The sequence below is a fragment of the Dietzia sp. CW19 genome (assembly GCF_014145265.1).
In the GTDB taxonomy this organism is placed as follows: domain Bacteria; phylum Actinomycetota; class Actinomycetes; order Mycobacteriales; family Mycobacteriaceae; genus Dietzia; species Dietzia natronolimnaea.
The window spans coordinates 1-15832 of record NZ_JAALEE010000268.1 but is presented as its reverse complement, the minus strand read 5'-3'; the positions used below and the strand labels follow the sequence as shown (position 1 = coordinate 15832).

Here is a 15832-nt window from a genome sequence, read left to right as displayed (position 1 = left end):
CTCGACGGTGATGTTGCCGAGTGTCAACTGGTCACCGTCGTGGAGGCGCTCGGCCTCGAAACCGTACTGCCAGTCGTCCCCACCCTCGCCTGAGACGTAGACGGTCGCGCCGGTGGCCCGGGCCAGCTCGCGGGTGCCCGAGAGGTAGTCGGCGTGGATATGGGTCTCGGTCACGGCGGTGATGGTCATCCCGTGCTGCGCGGCGAGATCCAGGTACTGGCGGATGTCGCGGCGGGCGTCGACCACCACGGCCTCGCCCTTGGCCTGGCAGCCGATGAAGTAGCCGGCCTGGGCGAGGTCCTCGTCGTAGATGCGTTCGAGAAGCATCGAGATCTCCTAGTTGATCGTGTTCGGGCTAGTCCTGCGGCGCGCCGGCAGGGACAACCGGTACCCGGGCCTCAGACCAGGCCCGAGGCGCGACCCGCGCGGATGTTCTCGCGCACGACCACGACCTCCCGACCGGCCGCGGCGAGAACGGCACCGGCACGCTCGGCACGGGAACCGCGCTCGCAGTGCACCCAGACGGTGCCCGGCGGGACCTCGTCCAGTCGGTCGGCCACGCGGGCGACCGGCAGGTGTAGCGCTCGGTCCAGGTGATCGCGGGCGTACTCCTCGTCGTCCCGTACGTCGAGCAGGACGATGCCCGCGGCCGGACCACCGTCCGCGGCGCGGGGGAAGTCGCTGAACGACGCGGTGACTAGGGCGGAGGGGTCGATCACGCCGCGTCCCCGGTGGTTTCCTCGCGGGTGAGCGAGTCCAGCAGAGAAGTGCGCAATCTCCGGTACTCGGCGTCGTCCGGCAGTGTGTCGGGGTCGCGGGGCCGGTCGAAGGGCACGCTGATGTCGCGCGTCACGGTGGCGTCCGGACCATGGTTCATCACCAGGATGCGGTCGCTGAGCGCGATCGCCTCGTCGACGTCGTGGGTCACCATGACCACCGTGCGTCGGTCAGCCTCCCACAGACGTAGCAGCTCGCGCTGAAGCGAGTGACGGGTCAACGCGTCCAGAGCACCGAACGGCTCGTCCAGGAGCAACACCTTGGGCTCCAGCGAGAACGCGCGCGCGATGCCGACGCGTTGCTGCATGCCACCCGAGAGCTGTCCGGGTAGGCGGTCCTTGGCGTGGCCCAGGTGGACGAGGTCGAGGTAGTGGTCCGTCACCTCGGCGCGAGCTGATGCGCCGAGCTCTGGGCGGGCGCACGAGAGCGCGAACTCCACATTCTCCCGCGCGCTCATCCACGGCAACAGGACGTGCTGTTGGAACACCACCCCGCGGTCGGCGCCGGGCCCGTCGATCGGCCGGCGATCCAACCAGAGGAAACCGTCAGAGGGTTCGACCAGACCGGCGATGATCGAGAGGATCGTGGACTTCCCACAACCCGATGGGCCGAGGAGGGAGACGAACTGACCGCGACCGATCCGCACATCTGTAGGGGCGACGATCTGCACCGCGTCCGCCGCACTCCCGAAGGACTTCGAGATTCCTTCCAGATGCAGGAACGACGCGTCGTGGCGCGAACCGGCCGATGGGTCGTCGTTGGTGAAGAGAGAAGTGTCAGGCATGGGGGACCACCTTGTGCAGGGCCGACACGGCGCGGTCTAGCGCTAGACCGACGAGGCCGATGATGAGGATCGCCACGCAGATCGCGGGGATGTCGAGCTTGTTCCACATGTTCCAGACGAAGTAACCCATTCCACGCCCGCCGACGAGCATTTCGGCGGCGATGATGACGAGCCACGACGTAGAGAGCGACAACCGGAGGCCGGTGATCATCTGCGGTAGAGCGGACGGCAGCAGGATCGAGCGGATCACCCTCCACCGCCCGGCCTCGACGGTGCGGGCGAGTTGGAGGTGGAGCGGGTTGACGGACCGCACACCCTCAATGGTGTTGAGCAGGAGCGGCCACAGTGCACTCATGATGATGACGAAGAGCGCGGTGCGCTCGGCGTCGCGCAGCAGTGCCAGCCCCAGTGGCAACCACGCCAGGGGCGAGACGGGCCGGAGGATCTGGATGATCGGGTCGAGACCCCAGCGGGCGGATCGCACCGAACCGAGCAGGAATCCCAGCGGGATCGCGATCACCGCCGCCACGAGGAAGCCCGTGAGCACCCGCTGCAGGCTGGCGAGGAGGTGCCAGAACACCCCCACGCTGTTGATGCCTTCCCGGTAAAAGGGGTCGGAGAGAATCTCGATAGCCGAGCTGAGCGTGGCCGCCGGGGTGGGGGCGAGCCCTCCGTCGTCCCCCGTGGTCGCCATGTTCCAGAGGCCGATGAACACGGTGGTGGTGACGACCAGGATCAGGGCGGCGAAAGCGCGGTCGCGGGATGTGGCGCGGTCCGACGACGGGGCCCCTGATCCCCGTCGTGGCAGTCGGCCCAACAGCGAGTTCAAGGTAGAGCGGTGTGCGTTTGGGGCGTCACTGGCCGTGTGGTCGCCGGCCTCGACTCCGGTCCCCGACGAGCGGCGGTGGTCGGGGGCGGGTTCGCCGGGGGCCTTGGGTGGGCTGGGTGTCGTGGTCATGAGGTCACCTCTCGGCGGGTCCAGATGTCGGTTCGGGCGGGGTTGAACGGGATGCCGGTGATGGTCTCGGTGCGGGCCGGCGGGATGCCGACCCCGAGGTCGTGGAGGGCGCGGGCCGCGGCGGGGGTGTCGAGTACCTCGGTGGTCGCGGCATACAGGGCGGAGGAGTCGCCGAGGTCCCGGGCATCTGTGAGTCCCCACCGCTGTAACTGGGTCAGGATCCACATGCCGAAGTCCTCTCTAGGGAACGGGCGGAAGCCGATTCGATCGGGTGCTTGCACTGTGTTCCCGGTGCCGTCGGGGTACGTGCCCGTGAGGATCGCGGTGAGCAACTCGGGTTGTTGGTTGAGGAACTGCTCGGTGGCCATCGACGCCGCGGCTTGATGCCGGTGAGCGGGATCGTCCGACCACACCGCGGCGTCGGCGACGGCCCTGGTGAGCGCTCGGTAGGTCACCGGGTTTTCGAGTGCCCACTCGTCGGACACACCGAGGCAACAGCAGGGGTGACCGTCCCACAGGTCGCGGGTCAGAGTGAACAGGTATCCGGCGCCCCTCGCCACGGCGAGCTGGTTGAACGGATCCGGTCCGAGGAAGCCGTCGATATTGCCGGTGAGCAGGTTGGCGACCATGTCGGCCGGCCGCAGGATCCGGAGGTCCACATCGAGGTCCGGGTCGAGGCCCCCGGTGGACAGGTAGTGGCGTAGCAGCAGGTTGTGCATGGAGAAGTCGAAGGGGATCCCCAGCACGAAACCGCGCATGTCCTCCGGGCCCCGCACGGTGTCGCGATGGCGGTTCGCCAACGTGATGGCCTGCCCATTGACGTTGGTGATGAGCGGCATCCGCGTGGCCTTGCGGCCGGACGCGAAGCCGTGGTGCAGGGCCAGCGGCATCGGGGCCAGCATGTGCGTGGCCTGAACCTCGCCTGCCACGTACGCCCCCCACAGGTCGGCCCAGCCCGCGTACTTCTTGAGCGTCACCCTCAGCCCGTGTTTGGCGTAGATGCCCAACGGGGCCGCGTTGACCAGCGGGGAAGCACAGGTGATGGGGATGAAACCGATCGTGAGCTCGGGGTTCTCGATTCCCGGCAGGGCGGGCACGTCCACGCCGTGGGTGCCGGGTTCGGCCGCCGGGGCGGCGGGTGGAGCCGTGCTCGCGGTGCCGCAGGCGGCGAGTAGCCCGGATCCCGCGGTGGTACCTGCGAGGGCGAGGAACCCCCTGCGTCCCAAGCGCAGGTGATCTGGCGCACCGGGTGGCGTGCGCATCAGTGCTGTTCCGCGTGTGAGGCGACGGCTGCCACGGCCCAGTCGTGCATGCGCCCGGAGTGGTAGAGCAACGGCGGGGTGTCATCGCGGTGCACGGCGTGGACCCGCGCCACGAGGATCTGGTGGTCGCCGCCGTCGTAGATGCGGTCGATATGGGTTGAGAGCCAGGCGGAGGTGCCCTTCAGAAGCGGCACCCCGTGCGGACCCGCGCGGTACTCGACGCCGTCGAACCTGTCCTCACCCCGGCCGGCGAAGGTCCGGGCCAGAGGCCCCTGTTCACAGCCGAGGACGTTTACGCCCATCGGGGCGCCGATGCGGAATGCGTGGAGGCAGCTGGCGCGGCGGTCCACGCACACTAGCACCAGGGGCGGATCGATGGAGACGGTCGTGAAGGAGCTCACCGTCATGCCCACCGGCCGGATTCCCTGCACGGTGGTGATGACGGTGACCCCGCTGGGGAAGGCGCCCGCTGTCTGCTTGAGAGCGGCCGCGTCGACCTGGTCACCCCGGCGCCACACCCCCGAGAGGTCGTCGTTTACAAGGTGGGCGTGATCTGAAGTATCGGTCTGATCGGCGGTGACTGTCATTAGGTGCTCCTGTGGGCGGTGGTCGGGTTCGGGCGGTTCTCGAGTGCCTTCAGCGCGGTGAGGAGCCGTGGGTCATCTGTGGGCAGGGCGGGGCCGAGGGAGCGGAGCAGAGTTCGGAGGTCCTCGAGTTGACGGAGGTAGACCTCGCAAGGCGGGCAGGAGGCGAGGTGAGCATGTATCTCGCGATCCCAGGTCGACTCGTCGGCATCGAGGAGTTGGTGAGCCAGGTTCACGAATTCGACACAATCGGGTTCGACCGGGCCGGGGCGGTAAGTGGTGGTCATCGGACCTCCGCGTGGAGATGGGTGGGGTCGGCGCACTGGCCGGTCGTGTAGCACTCGAGCGCGCCGCGCAGCCGCGCTCGCGCCCGGTGGAGCAGGGAACGCTGGGTGGTCGCCGGGATGCCGGCAAGTTCCTCCACCTCGCTGGCGGTCAGTCCGTCGACCTCGCGCAGCAACACCACCTGGCGCTGCCGGTCCGGTAACCGGCCGAGTTCGGCAGCGAGTACCCGTCCGAGTTCCGCGTTGACGGCAGCCGTCTCAGGCAGGAACCTGGCCTCGGGCGGTGTCGACCAGTGACCGGCGTCGGGGTGCCCGGGCGGGTGCATCCGGCCAGCGATGCCGTGGGGGTCGTCCTGCCCGTCGTACTCCGGAACTGCGACGACTTCATAACGCCGCAGGCGGATCTCCTGCCCGGTGGCCCGATACGCCTTGTTCCGCAGCACGGCGTAGAGCCAGGTGCGGAAACCGGAGCGTCCCTCGAAGCCCTCCAGGCCGCCGAGCACGGCGATCCACGTCTCCTGGACCACATCTTCGGCCGCCGCGCTGGACGGCACGAGCGTCTGGGCGAAGCGGAGCATGCCCGGGTAGTACTCGGCCACCAAGCCGGCGACCTCGTGGCGATCGCCTCGGGCCAGGACGGCGGCAGGCCCCAGTTCGTCGACGGTCATGGTGCACTCCTTTCAGGTGGCTCGTCGCGGGTGCCTCGCTGACTGCGCTCAGGCGCAGCTGGCCAGCTCCCACCTCAGCTGGGCCTCGGACGGCGACTGGACCGGGAAGAAGACGGCCTCGCGCATGCGCCGGGAAGTGCCGGACGAGCGTGCGTAGCCCTTGCCTCCAGCAGATTTGGTCTCCAAAATCGCGGCCTCGAAGGCGACCTCCGCCGCTTGCAGGCGCATGGCGAGGAGCTCGGCGCGCCCGGCGGCGTGGGCTGTCGCCTCGGCGCGGGCGTGGGCGGTCATGGCAGAGCGGACCAGCGCGAGCTTGCCCACGAGCCGGTCGACCTCGCCGGCGAACACCGCGTTGACGCCGATTAGCGACGAGCGAGCCTCTTCCAGGGCAGTGGTAGCCAGGCCCACGCACAGCGCGGTCTGCAGCATCACGAATGTAGGCCGAACGGCGGTGAGGAAGGCCTCGAAATCGCTGGTCAGCACCTGGTGTGTGCCGATCCGGACGTTCTCGATTTTCAGGAACGACGAGGCGGTGGAGCCGAGCGCCATGAGGGAGAAGGGTGGGCCCACTGTGACGCCCGGGGTGTCGACTGGCAGGGCGACCAAAATGCGGTCGCCGGTGGTGGTGCGCGCCGCCGTGACGAGGACGGCGTCCTCGTACAGGTTGGAGGCCCATCGCAGGGTGCCGTCGAGCACCAGTTCCTCACCTTCGACCGTGGCGGTCACGTCGAGACTGCCACAGCCGGCCAACTCGCGGAACGCCGAGGCCATCCCAGTGACCCCCGGGCGTTCACCGGTGACCATCGCCGTGAGCAGGTCGCGGGAGTAGGGGGTGTCGGCGTGCGCCAGGTACTCCATTGTCATGCGGTGCGCCCAGGCGGTGAACGCCGAGGAGAGGCAGCAGGCGGACACCTGGGCCAGGGTTTCGACCATCCCGAGCAGTCCACCATCACGGTTGCGCGGCAGGCCCGCGTCGAGCGCGCCGGTCGAGGCGAGCAGGGGCAGGACGTCTCTGGAGGCGCCCTCCCCACGGTCGAGGTCGTCTGCCCGGGCGGCGACTGTCTCTAACACACCGTCCAGGTCGACGGGAGTAGAGGTGGAAACGGGGATCGCTGTGGCGGTCATGGTGTTCCTCCGACTTGGCATGAGATGGGTGGTGGTGGCGGGGCTCACCAGTTGTAATCGAGAAATTTCCCGTCGAAGGTCACGACGACCCGGTCGCCACCCGGGTCCGACCGGCGGGCGATGTCGACCTGGAAATTGATGGCGCTCATGATCCCGTCACCGAACTCTTCGTGGATCAGAGCTTTGAGGGCCGGTCCGTAGACCATGAGCGCCTCGTGGAATCGATACAGCGTGGGGTCTGCCGGAGGCGGCCCGACCACGACGCCCCGGGTGGGCTGGGCGACGAGTGCCTCGACGACGTCGCCGCCCAGGTCCAGGAGGTCGGCTACGGCCGCGGCCTGCGTATTGCTCATCGGGTGCATCCCTAGCAGCGCAGCGGTCGTCCACACAGGGGCGCTACCGGCCGCCTCGGCCAGCTCCTCCCAGGACTTGCAGGCGCGGACGCGCGCCGCATCGACGATGCGGCCGGCCTCGGTCTTGTCCAGGACCGTGCGGGGGTCGGTGGTGTTCATCGGTGCTCTCCTCGGGTCTGGTGACGGGCGATCAGGCGACGACGGTGGTGTGGGAGACCTCGACCGGGTTGGTCATCGTGTTGACCACCGGTGACCAGCGCATGGCGGATTCGGCGATCGCGGTGAGGGTGGTCTCGTCAGTGTCACCGGCGAGCGTGATGGTGCAGCGGATCGCGGTAAACCCCATGATCTTGGCCGGGTCGGTGTCGCCGACCCCCCAGACGGCGGAGATGTCGATGTCGCCTTCCATGGCGATCTCGGCGGTGGTCAGCGCGACCCCGCGGTGACCGGCGTTCGCGACCAGGCCCACGTTGATGCAGGACCCGAGCGCGGCGAGGGCGACCTCGGACGGATTGGGGGCGGCGTTGTCGCCGAGCAGTGCGCACGGCTCGGAGACGAGGACCGGAGCGGTGTCCCGCACTGATGTGAGGTTGCGGAAACCGGTCTCACAGACGGTGGTCGCCTTGAGAGTTCGGTGACCGGTGGAGGGGTTCTCCTTGGAGGTTGCGGAGAGGTCGGCCAGGCCGTCGAGGTCGATGTCGACGAGGGTGCGGATGGTCTCGGTCACGGTGGGGTCCTTCTTCGGTGGGGCCGGCGGCCGGTCGGCCGTCCGGGACACCGCCTCGCCACGACCGCATCTACCGGTCGCGCAATGGAGTGTCACCTGGTTCGTTCCACCGGCGCCACGAACCGTTGCACCTCCCGGCGACGCTTTACGTCGATGAAACAACTCGATACGCAGGCGACACGCCGGAGGACGGGTGAGTGATCCCCGTCACCGGCACCGCGGGCGAGCGCTAGTGCGAACGCCCCAAGGTGACCCGGACGTGGAGTGCAGAACCGGGGAGCTCACCTCTCACCACCCAGTACCACAGCGCAAGATCGAATCGCACGGTCGGCGACTGAGGCGGAATCGTCCTGGGGCGTGCCTTCCATTGCTGGGTGGTGACTCGCGAGACGGCGTCCGAATGGCACGGAAGAAGTCGAGATGTCGCCACTTCACCGACGAGCAGCGGGAACGGATCGAGCCCCTGTTGCCCTCCAACTCTGGGCGGCAGGGGCATCCGTTTCGAGACAACCGCAAGGTCGTCGAAGGCACCATTTACCGCTACCGGCAGGGATTCCCCGGCGCGACCTGCCGCACGAGGAGTTTGGTCCGTGGCAGACAGTGTGGAAGCGCCACGCCCGGTACGCCGAAGACGGCACCTGGGACCGAGTCCTGCAGACGACCCTCGCCGAAGCAGACGCGGCCGAGTTGATCGACTGGAACGTCTCAGTCGATGCCCCCATTTGTCGCGCCCATCAGCACCGGACAAGTTCGATCCGCGCCGAACAGGACACAGGGCGCTCGGTCGAGTCACGGGAATCGCCCCGCCGCAGAGCGTGAACCTGCAGGTCAAGGTATTGGCAGGTCGCGTGGTGGGTTGACGACCAAGATCCACAGCGCCGTCGACTGCCGCGGCCGGCCGCTGGCGAACGTGATCACTGGCGGGCAGCGCGATGAAGGCGCGATGCTCGCCGAAGTGCTGACTGACATCCACGTTCCCCGCCAAGCTCGAGGCCGTCCTCGCACCCGCCCGGACGCGGTGATCGCCGACAAGGCGTACTCGTCCGACCCGATCCGACGCCCGCGGACGCCGAGGCAGCCACGGTGGCAGACCGCCGAAACTTGACGCTGACCTCTACAGAAGGGCGAAATGTTGTCGAGCGTTCCTTCGCGCTGGCCAAGCAGTCGCGCCTTGGCCACCCGTTAACTCAAATGACTTGGGCCACCCATGGCTCCAAAGTCCCTACAGCGCAATCAGCTAAGCAATTTAAAGCCCGGCGCTCTCGCGCACTCCTGCACGGGCGCTTCAAGGCTAGGAGGGCCGTTGGCCGTTTGAAGCCCCTAAGGACGCTCGGGACGCTCGGGACGCGTATCCATCACTTCTCGCGCCAAGGAGCTCTTGGGTCGCTGAGGGTATCCAAGACAAACTCGCACCAAAGGCGTGCGGCGTTCACCGCAAGGCGAGCATGTCGGCGATGCAGACCGACTGGCCTCTCATGTCCCCCATGCCCAGTGCCAAACCCTCGGTTTCTTAGTTCTGCAACACCGGAAGTAACGGTTGACGCCGCACCCAGAATCTTCTTTACGCCACCGAGCCCATCTGGTCCAGCTGCGATCGACTCTGGATGGATCCCGAGTAGAATCTGGGCACGTCGTGTTAGCGCTGGAAGATCCTCGCCGCCGTCTACCTTCTCACCACAGGACAGCAGTACGAGCTTCGCAGTCGATTCGACCAGTTCCTTGGCTGTACCAATTACTTGGGCAGGGTCATCGGCGGCGACGGCACGATCAAGCCTCTTCAAATGATCGAGTATCACGTCAGGATCATCAATTGACGCCAAAAGATCAGGCGAAACTGGCCACGACGAGCGAGGGAGGAATTCGCCCGCAGTGTTGAGTTCAATACCATCGGACTTGAGTAGCCTGCGAAGTCTTCGTAATGTTCGTTCGGCGTATTCGGATGTCTCAGGGATCGGATCAACCAGGTGATCGATCGCGACAGTAAAGACTCTTAGAGCACGCTGGACGTGAAGTGGGCTCGCCCAATCCACACTGTCCAGGTATTCCTGGAATAGCGTGACTCGTTGTCCGCCGATCGGTTCGTCAAGTGGCGTAGGCGCAAATCCCTCGTCTTCCCACATCGTCTGGATGTCACGCAGATGGGTACCACTCATTTCATCTCTGATCGCCGAGCGCACCCGTCGGCTGACCAGGTCTTTTTGCCCCGCCTTCACATCATCCATTGTCATTCACTCTCAGCGCCCAACTGTTGCTCTGCGAGATTCTCCCGCCACACCCCACCAGTATCCGGCCCCTAGGCGCTTGGAATCGCCAAACCCCCCGCCCTCCAACCGCCGAAGGCGGATCCGCCGGACAAGGTCAAGGTGGCAGATTCCTGCGAACCGTGTGACACGCCAGTGAGAAACTGACAGATTGTTTGAGAACCGACACGGCACCTACAACCCGCGCGCCATATCCACGAACCGCGAGTAGTGCAGCTGGTGCGCCACGGTGATGGTGGAGGTCGGACCACCACGGTGCTTGCCCAGGATGAGGTCGGCCTCGCCGGCGCGCGGGTCGTCGCGCTCGGTGGAGTCGGGCCGGTGGAGCAGCATGACGATGTCGGCGTCCTGCTCAAGCGAGCCGGACTCGCGGAGGTCGGAGACCTGGGGCCGCTTGTCGGTGCGCTGCTCCGGGCCACGGTTCAGCTGGGAGATCGCGATCAGTGGCACGTCGAGCTCCTTGGCCAGCAGCTTGAGCTGGCGGGAGAACTCGGAGACCTCCTGCTGGCGGGACTCGACCTTCTTGCCGCTGGACATCAACTGCAGGTAGTCCACCACGATCAGCCGGAGGTCGTGCTTCTGCTTGAGTCGGCGGGCCTTGGCCCGGATCTCCATCATGGTGAGGTTGGGCGAGTCGTCGATGAACAGCGGGGCCTCGGAGATCTCGCCCATCCGCCGGGCCATGCGGGTCCAGTCCTCGTCGCTCATCTTTCCCGACTTCATGTCGGAGAGCTTGACCCGCGCCTCGGCGCTCATCAGACGCATGACGATCTCGGTCTTGCTCATCTCCAGGGAGAACAGCACGGAGGAGAGCCCGTTCTTGATCGAGCACGATCGCATGATGTCCAGGCCGATGGTGGAGTTGTGCGTGGGAATCCCGGTGGGACCGGCCAGGTACAGGTGATCATCGGCGGCGACCTCGATGCACCTGACCGGGACGCTCTGCGCGCCGCGGACGTCGATGATCAGGCGGTCGGGGCGCCCTGAACCGGCGTTCTCGGGCACCAGGATGCCGAAGTCGCTCACCAGCATCAGCGTCTCAAGTGACTTGGTGGTGACGGTCTGGTGGGTGCCGCCCATCTCGATCCGCCACTCGTGCTCGGCGTCCGCCACGATCTCCGCGCCGTCGTTGAACCGCAGGGTGAAGCAGGGGCGGTCCTCCCACACCTCGGTCACGGCCACGACCTCGGTCGGCTGCCCGTCGGCGCCGAGCACCCGGTCGCCGACGCCCACGTTCCCCATGGTGGTCACGCCGCCCGGGGTCGGGAGCACCGTGTCCAGGGCGAGTGCCTTACCGACACCGGGGCGGGCGGCGATGATGATCATCTGGCCGCCGTGGAGCCCGTTGGTCACGGCGTCGAGGTCGGCGAAGCCCGTGGGGACACCGTTGCTCAGCCCGCCGGCCGTGTGAATGGCGTCGATCTCGTCCATCGTGGGCTGCAGGAGCTCCTCGATGATCACGTAGTCCTCGGTGGTCCGGCGCTCGGTCACCTCGAAGATCTCGGCCTGCGCCCGGTCCACCACCTCGGCCACGTCGGCTCCCTCGGACCCCGAGTAGCCGAACTGCACGATCCGCGTCCCTGCGTCGACCAGACGCCGCAGGATCGCCTTCTCCGAGACGATCTGTGCGTAGTACCCCGCGTTGGCGGCCGTGGGCACGGTCGAGATGAGGGTGTGGAGGTAGGTGGCCCCTCCGGCGCGCCGGAGGTCACCACGGCGGTCAAGCTCGGCGGCCACGGTGACGGCGTCCGCGGGCTCGCCACGGGCGTACAGGTCCAGGATCACGTCGTAGACGGCCTGGTGCGACGGCTTGTAGAAGTCGCCCGGCTGGATCTCCTCCACCACGTCCGCGATCGCGTCCTTGCTGAGGAGCATTCCGCCGAGCACCGATTGCTCCGCGGTGAGGTCCTGCGGCGGCGTGCGACCGAACTCCGAGCGTCCACCCTCGTCCGGCGGAGGCGGCATCTCGTCGGATCCGTCAAATCCCCCCTGCGCCATGACCTCTCCTCTCCGCCTCACGCCTCTGGCGTGCGGTACTCCCGAGCCGACTCGCCTGCCCCGCGTGACCAGTTCACTGTAGGCCACCGGGGCGACACGCCCGGCAGCCACCCGTCAAGTTATCCACAGGTTTCTCCACAATCGTTGGTGGCCGACTGTGGACAACTGTGGATGAATTCCCGATTCGCTGGCCCGATGCCGGTCCGCCTGTGGACAACCGGTGGATTACCCGGTCGCAACTGAACAAAAGTGCTGGTCATGCGGCTCTTCGCTCGCATGTGCGACGGTGGAGAACGGCGTGTATCACGCTCGGTTCAACGACGCAATAGGTAACGAAAGATGAACATTATCGGTATCGGAACCGACACCGTTGTATTTTGCCGTCGGGGTTATCCACAGGCGGTCCACAACCTCGTCGCGTCCACGACGAGGGCCCCGGCCGTCGAGGACGACGACCGGGGCCCTACGTGGGAGATCAGGCGGGAACGACCTCGAACTCGACCTTGGCGGTCGTGTCATGCCCGAGCTCGACGACGACGCTCTGGGCGCCGGTCGACTTGATGTGCTCCTTGGGCATGTGGACGGCGCGCTTGTCGAGCGCCGGCCCCCCGGCGGACTTGATCGCGGAGGCGACATCGCCCGCGGTGACCGAGCCGAACAGCTTGCCGGTGTCGGAGGTCTTGACCGCGACCTTGACGTCGGCGAGCGACTCGAGCTTCTGCTTGAGCTCGTTGGCGTGGTCCGAGTCGCGCACCTCACGGGCCTCCTGGACCCGCTTGATCGACTCGATCTGGCGCTCGGCGCCCGGGGTGGCCACGATGGCCAGCCCACGCGGGAGCAGGAAGTTACGGCCGTATCCGCCCTTGACCTCGACGATGTCGCCCGGCGCACCGAGCTTGTCGACGTCGGCGGTGAGGATCAGCTTCATGATCCGTCTACCTTTCTTTCCTCCGACGAGCCGACCGGGGCCGGACTCTCGCGAGGTCATGTCTCATGCTTATGGGGTGGGGCGCATCGCGCGCCCCGGGGAAAAGACCCTGGGATCAGAACGGGGGCTCGTCGTCCATGCCGCCGAAGCCACCGGAACCGCCGGCCCGGGGAGCGCTGCCCCACGGATCGTCGTTCTGCTGGCCGCCGCCCTGGCCGCCACCGAAGCCGCCCTGCGGCTGGCCGCCGGACTGGAATCCGCCGCCCTGCTGACCGCCGCCCTGCTGGCCACCACCCTGGAAGCCGCCCCCGCCGCCCTCGCGGTTGGTGCGGGTGACCTTGGCCGTGGCGTACTTGAGCGACGGGCCGACCTCGTCGACCTCCACCTCGTACACCGTGCGCTTCTCGCCCTCACGGGTTTCGTACGACCGTTGGCGCAGGCGACCGGTGACGACGACGCGCATCCCCTTCTGCAGGGACTCCGCCACGTTCTCGGCGGCCTGGCGCCACACGTTGCAGGTGAGGAACAGGCCTTCGCCGTCCTCCCACTGGTTGGTCTGGGAGTTGAAGCGGCGCGGCGTCGAGGCGATCCGGAAGTTCGCCACCGCGGCACCCGACGGTGTGAACCGCAGCTCGGGGTCCGCGACGATGTTCCCGACCACGGTGATGGGGGTGTCGCCCTGTGCCATGCGCTTGTCCTCCGTGTTGACGCTCAGGTGGTGGTGATCGGAGCTCGACCGACCACGCCCAGATTAGCGGGCGGGCCGGAGAACCCGGGTCACTTGTCGGCGCGGAGCACCTTGGTGCGGAGCACGTTCTCGTTCAGACCGAGCTGACGATCCAGCTCCTTGACCGCGTCCGGCTCGGACTTGATCTGCACGACGGCGTAGATGCCCTCGGTCTGCTTGTTGATCTCGTAGGCAAAGCGGCGCTTTCCCCAGACATCGACCTTGTCGACCGAACCGCCCTCTTGCCGGATCACGTTGAGGAACGTGTCCAGCGACGGCGCCACGGTGCGCTCGTCGAGACTCGGATCGAGGATGACCATCACTTCGTATTGACGCATGGGACCTCATCACCTCCTGTGGACTACAGATTCGGCCACGGAATCTCCGTGGCAGGAGGGTCGTTGCGTCAGCAACCCGCTAAGGCTACCCCGCTTGAGGACCGCCCACGAAATCCCCTCACCCCGCTCGAGCCGCCTCAGCCGTGCCGCAGGCCGATCGTCAGCGCCAGGACCACGGGTACCACGGTGAGGAACAGGAACGCCGCCACGGTCCAGGAGATCCACACGGGCTGGCGCCACCCCGCGCGGTGCCCGCCGGCGGCGGTGACCATGCAGACGAATCCGACGAGGATGCACACGAACATCCAGATCATCGCACTGGTGCTCATCCGGTGGTGCCCCCCGTGTGTCGGACCCCGCGGGCCTCGTCGTCGTCATGGTCGTCGTCATGGTCGTCGTCACGGTCGTCGTCACGGTCGTCGTTCTCCTGGACCGTCGGTCCGACCAGCGGTTCGCCGGGGTCCGCGAGCACCCCGGCCAGGGGGTCCGGCCCCTCGGGTGTGCCCTGGTGCGCCATCCGGACCAGGTCCAGGTGCGGCCGGTAGATCTCGCGGATCACCACCACACAGATGGCCACGACCATCAGGTCGCGCACCAGGACGAGCGGATGGAACGTCTCGGGCCCGATGCCCTTGTTGGCCACCCCGTGGAAGTACGACATGTGCGCCACCCACAGCAGGGCGTCGAAGACCATCCACGGCACCAGCAGCCTGGCCCGCGGCACCGCGAGCACCGCCAGCGGGACCAGCCACAGTGAGTACTGCGGGCTCCACACCTTGTTGGTGAGCAGGAACACCGCCACGATGAGGAACGCCAGCTGCGCGATCCGCGGGGTGGTCGCGGCGGTGAGTCCGATGACCAGCACGGCCACGCAGCCGAGGGCGAACAGGACCAGGGACACCGTGTTGAGCGTGGCCGGGGCCTCGCCCGCGGCGCGCCCGGCGTCGAAGCCCTGCCAGCCCGTCAGGGTCTGCATGACGGCGTAGATGCTCTCCGGGTTGGCGGGGCGGTCCGAGTTGAGCCGGAAGAACTCCCGCCAGCCCTCCGGGAACGGGATCATGATCGGCAGGTTGACCGCCAACCAGGCCGCCACCGCCGCCACGGCCGCCTTGCCCAGGTCCACGAAGCGCCTGCGGCGGATGGCCACCACCAGCAGGGCGCCGAAGAGGAACAGCGGGTACAGCTTGGCCGCCACGCCGATCCCCAGGACGACCCCCGCCCAGACCGGCCTGCTGCGCGCCCACAGCAGGAGCGCCACGGACGCGAACGCCACCGCCATCAGGTCGTAGTTGGTGAAGGCCTGGAAGATGATGAGCGGACTGGCGGCCATGAGCAGCGTGTCCCACGGCCGGCGCCCGGCCGACAGGTAGGTGGCCCACACGGCGACCATCCAGAGGAACGCCAGGATCACGCAGCCGAGGACGAAGTACTTGACCACCTCGATGGGACCGCCGGGGGCCACCGCGTGCCAGGCCTGGGCCGCCTGGGCGGTGACGTACTGGAACATCCCGGACACCACCGGGTACTCCATGTAGCGGGCACCGCCGTCGTCGCCTACCCACATGTACCGGTACGGCAGCTCACCGGAGTCCAGACCCTGCACCGCGTAGAGCGGGAGCGGGTCGGCGTAGCAGGCCTTGTAGTACTGCTGGCCGGTCCAGTTGAGCCCCGGCGCGGAGCCGTCGGTGGGGCTGGTGGTGACCAGGCAGGCTGCCTTGGAGAAGAACCCGAGCGCCAGGAAGAGCACCGCGAACATCATGATCACGCGCAGCGGCGTCCAGAACCGCTGCCGTCCTACGACCGCGTGCTCACCGACCGGTCCGCCCCACGCGTCCAGCACCGTCCTGGCGGCCCCGTCCCCGGGTCGCACCCGGTCCCGGGGGCCGAGCGATCGCAGGTCCCTGTCGAGCGGCAGCGGGGAGAGGTGGCCGTTGCTCTGCACGACCACACCCTAGTGCACCGTATCCGGGTCAGGCCCCGCCGTCTCCGGCGTCGCCGCCGCCTCCCGTGCCTCCCCCGTCGCCTCCGCCACCGGGAACCGGGGCCGGCTCGGGGGCG

Annotated in this window: 18 protein-coding genes and 1 pseudogene; 1 reads left to right on the top strand and 18 read right to left on the bottom strand. The window is 67.5% G+C overall.

Annotated features, from left to right (window positions below):
* The 11 genes from G6021_RS17285 to G6021_RS08730 all read right to left on the bottom strand — a co-directional run.
* On the bottom strand, nt 1-327 hold a 327-nt coding region (locus tag G6021_RS17285; RefSeq protein ID WP_241736481.1), incomplete at its 3' end, for an MBL fold metallo-hydrolase.
* 71 nt (nt 328-398) lie between these two features.
* On the bottom strand, nt 399-719 hold the full coding sequence (locus G6021_RS17280) for a rhodanese-like domain-containing protein (RefSeq protein ID WP_182641084.1): 321 nt from the start codon (nt 717-719) through the stop codon (nt 399-401).
* Nucleotides 716-1561: an ABC transporter ATP-binding protein gene (locus G6021_RS08770; RefSeq protein ID WP_182641083.1), complete on the bottom strand. Its 846-nt coding sequence runs from the start codon at nt 1559-1561 to the stop codon at nt 716-718. Before G6021_RS08770 ends, G6021_RS17280 begins: the two co-directional genes overlap by 4 nt.
* The gene (locus G6021_RS08765; protein ID WP_182641082.1) at nt 1554-2519 is read right to left on the bottom strand and encodes an ABC transporter permease; all 966 of its coding nucleotides are present in this window, start codon (nt 2517-2519) and stop codon (nt 1554-1556) included. Before G6021_RS08765 ends, G6021_RS08770 begins: the two co-directional genes overlap by 8 nt.
* Nucleotides 2516-3745, bottom strand: coding sequence for a CmpA/NrtA family ABC transporter substrate-binding protein (locus G6021_RS08760; protein WP_182641081.1), 1230 nt, complete (start codon nt 3743-3745; stop codon nt 2516-2518). The genes G6021_RS08765 and G6021_RS08760 overlap by 4 nt, the downstream gene beginning before the upstream one ends.
* Nucleotides 3746-3780: 35 nt before the next feature.
* Nucleotides 3781-4368, bottom strand: a complete 588-nt coding sequence (locus G6021_RS08755) for a flavin reductase family protein (RefSeq protein WP_182641080.1) — start codon at nt 4366-4368, stop codon at nt 3781-3783.
* Entirely contained in the window at nt 4368-4652 is a 285-nt protein-coding gene (locus G6021_RS08750; protein ID WP_182641079.1) for a hypothetical protein, read from the bottom strand. Before G6021_RS08750 ends, G6021_RS08755 begins: the two co-directional genes overlap by 1 nt.
* Complete coding sequence (locus G6021_RS08745) at nt 4649-5317, bottom strand: sigma-70 family RNA polymerase sigma factor (protein WP_182641078.1); 669 nt, start codon at nt 5315-5317, stop codon at nt 4649-4651. The genes G6021_RS08750 and G6021_RS08745 overlap by 4 nt, the downstream gene beginning before the upstream one ends.
* Nucleotides 5318-5365: 48 nt before the next feature.
* Nucleotides 5366-6442, bottom strand: coding sequence for an acyl-CoA dehydrogenase family protein (locus G6021_RS08740; protein ID WP_182641077.1), 1077 nt, complete (start codon nt 6440-6442; stop codon nt 5366-5368).
* Between the two features lie 44 nt (nt 6443-6486).
* Nucleotides 6487-6927 (bottom strand): cyanase, encoded by a 441-nt coding sequence (gene cynS / locus G6021_RS08735; RefSeq protein WP_241736484.1) that lies wholly within the window; start codon nt 6925-6927, stop codon nt 6487-6489.
* 58 nt (nt 6928-6985) lie between these two features.
* Nucleotides 6986-7510 (bottom strand): OsmC family protein, encoded by a 525-nt coding sequence (locus tag G6021_RS08730; protein WP_182641085.1) that lies wholly within the window; start codon nt 7508-7510, stop codon nt 6986-6988.
* A gap of 841 nt (nt 7511-8351) precedes the next feature.
* On the opposite strand from G6021_RS08730, the pseudogene G6021_RS08720 reads away from it, so the two are divergent.
* Nucleotides 8352-8627 (top strand): annotated as a pseudogene (locus G6021_RS08720) (transposase); the annotation flags it as partial.
* 250 nt (nt 8628-8877) lie between these two features.
* Here G6021_RS08720 and G6021_RS08715 read toward each other — a convergent pair.
* The 7 genes from G6021_RS08715 to G6021_RS08685 form a co-directional block, all read right to left on the bottom strand.
* The gene (locus G6021_RS08715; protein ID WP_182641074.1) at nt 8878-9744 is read right to left on the bottom strand and encodes an abortive infection family protein; all 867 of its coding nucleotides are present in this window, start codon (nt 9742-9744) and stop codon (nt 8878-8880) included.
* Between the two features lie 213 nt (nt 9745-9957).
* A complete protein-coding gene (dnaB, locus tag G6021_RS08710; protein ID WP_179526058.1) occupies nt 9958-11748 on the bottom strand; it encodes a replicative DNA helicase in 1791 nt (596 codons plus the stop codon).
* Nucleotides 11749-12256: 508 nt separating this feature from the next.
* Nucleotides 12257-12709, bottom strand: coding sequence for a 50S ribosomal protein L9 (gene rplI / locus G6021_RS08705; protein WP_179523916.1), 453 nt, complete (start codon nt 12707-12709; stop codon nt 12257-12259).
* Between the two features lie 115 nt (nt 12710-12824).
* Nucleotides 12825-13397: a single-stranded DNA-binding protein gene (locus G6021_RS08700; RefSeq protein WP_179523917.1), complete on the bottom strand. Its 573-nt coding sequence runs from the start codon at nt 13395-13397 to the stop codon at nt 12825-12827.
* An 89-nt stretch (nt 13398-13486) separates the two neighbouring features.
* Complete coding sequence (gene rpsF / locus G6021_RS08695) at nt 13487-13774, bottom strand: 30S ribosomal protein S6 (RefSeq protein ID WP_107747067.1); 288 nt, start codon at nt 13772-13774, stop codon at nt 13487-13489.
* Between the two features lie 137 nt (nt 13775-13911).
* Complete coding sequence (locus G6021_RS08690; RefSeq protein WP_179523918.1) at nt 13912-14103, bottom strand: hypothetical protein; 192 nt, start codon at nt 14101-14103, stop codon at nt 13912-13914.
* The gene (locus G6021_RS08685) at nt 14100-15716 is read right to left on the bottom strand and encodes a glycosyltransferase 87 family protein (protein WP_347238938.1); all 1617 of its coding nucleotides are present in this window, start codon (nt 15714-15716) and stop codon (nt 14100-14102) included. The genes G6021_RS08690 and G6021_RS08685 overlap by 4 nt, the downstream gene beginning before the upstream one ends.
* Nucleotides 15717-15832: the final 116 nt, after the last annotated feature.

Excerpts from the sequence above, each read along its gene's own strand:
- G6021_RS08770 (WP_182641083.1), bottom strand. The coding sequence starts at position 1,561 with ATGCCTGACACTTCTCTCTTCACCAACGACGACCCATCGGCCGGTTCG.
- G6021_RS08765 (WP_182641082.1), bottom strand. The coding sequence starts at position 2,519 with ATGACCACGACACCCAGCCCACCCAAGGCCCCCGGCGAACCCGCCCCC.
- G6021_RS08755 (WP_182641080.1), bottom strand. The coding sequence starts at position 4,368 with ATGACAGTCACCGCCGATCAGACCGATACTTCAGATCACGCCCACCTT.
- G6021_RS08750 (WP_182641079.1), bottom strand. The coding sequence starts at position 4,652 with ATGACCACCACTTACCGCCCCGGCCCGGTCGAACCCGATTGTGTCGAA.
- G6021_RS08745 (WP_182641078.1), bottom strand. The coding sequence starts at position 5,317 with ATGACCGTCGACGAACTGGGGCCTGCCGCCGTCCTGGCCCGAGGCGAT.
- G6021_RS08740 (WP_182641077.1), bottom strand. The coding sequence starts at position 6,442 with ATGACCGCCACAGCGATCCCCGTTTCCACCTCTACTCCCGTCGACCTG.
- G6021_RS08715 (WP_182641074.1), bottom strand. The coding sequence starts at position 9,744 with ATGGATGATGTGAAGGCGGGGCAAAAAGACCTGGTCAGCCGACGGGTG.
- dnaB (WP_179526058.1), bottom strand. The coding sequence starts at position 11,748 with ATGCCGCCTCCGCCGGACGAGGGTGGACGCTCGGAGTTCGGTCGCACG.
- rplI (WP_179523916.1), bottom strand. The coding sequence starts at position 12,709 with ATGAAGCTGATCCTCACCGCCGACGTCGACAAGCTCGGTGCGCCGGGC.
- G6021_RS08700 (WP_179523917.1), bottom strand. The coding sequence starts at position 13,397 with ATGGCACAGGGCGACACCCCCATCACCGTGGTCGGGAACATCGTCGCG.
- rpsF (WP_107747067.1), bottom strand. The coding sequence starts at position 13,774 with ATGCGTCAATACGAAGTGATGGTCATCCTCGATCCGAGTCTCGACGAG.
- G6021_RS08690 (WP_179523918.1), bottom strand. The coding sequence starts at position 14,103 with ATGAGCACCAGTGCGATGATCTGGATGTTCGTGTGCATCCTCGTCGGA.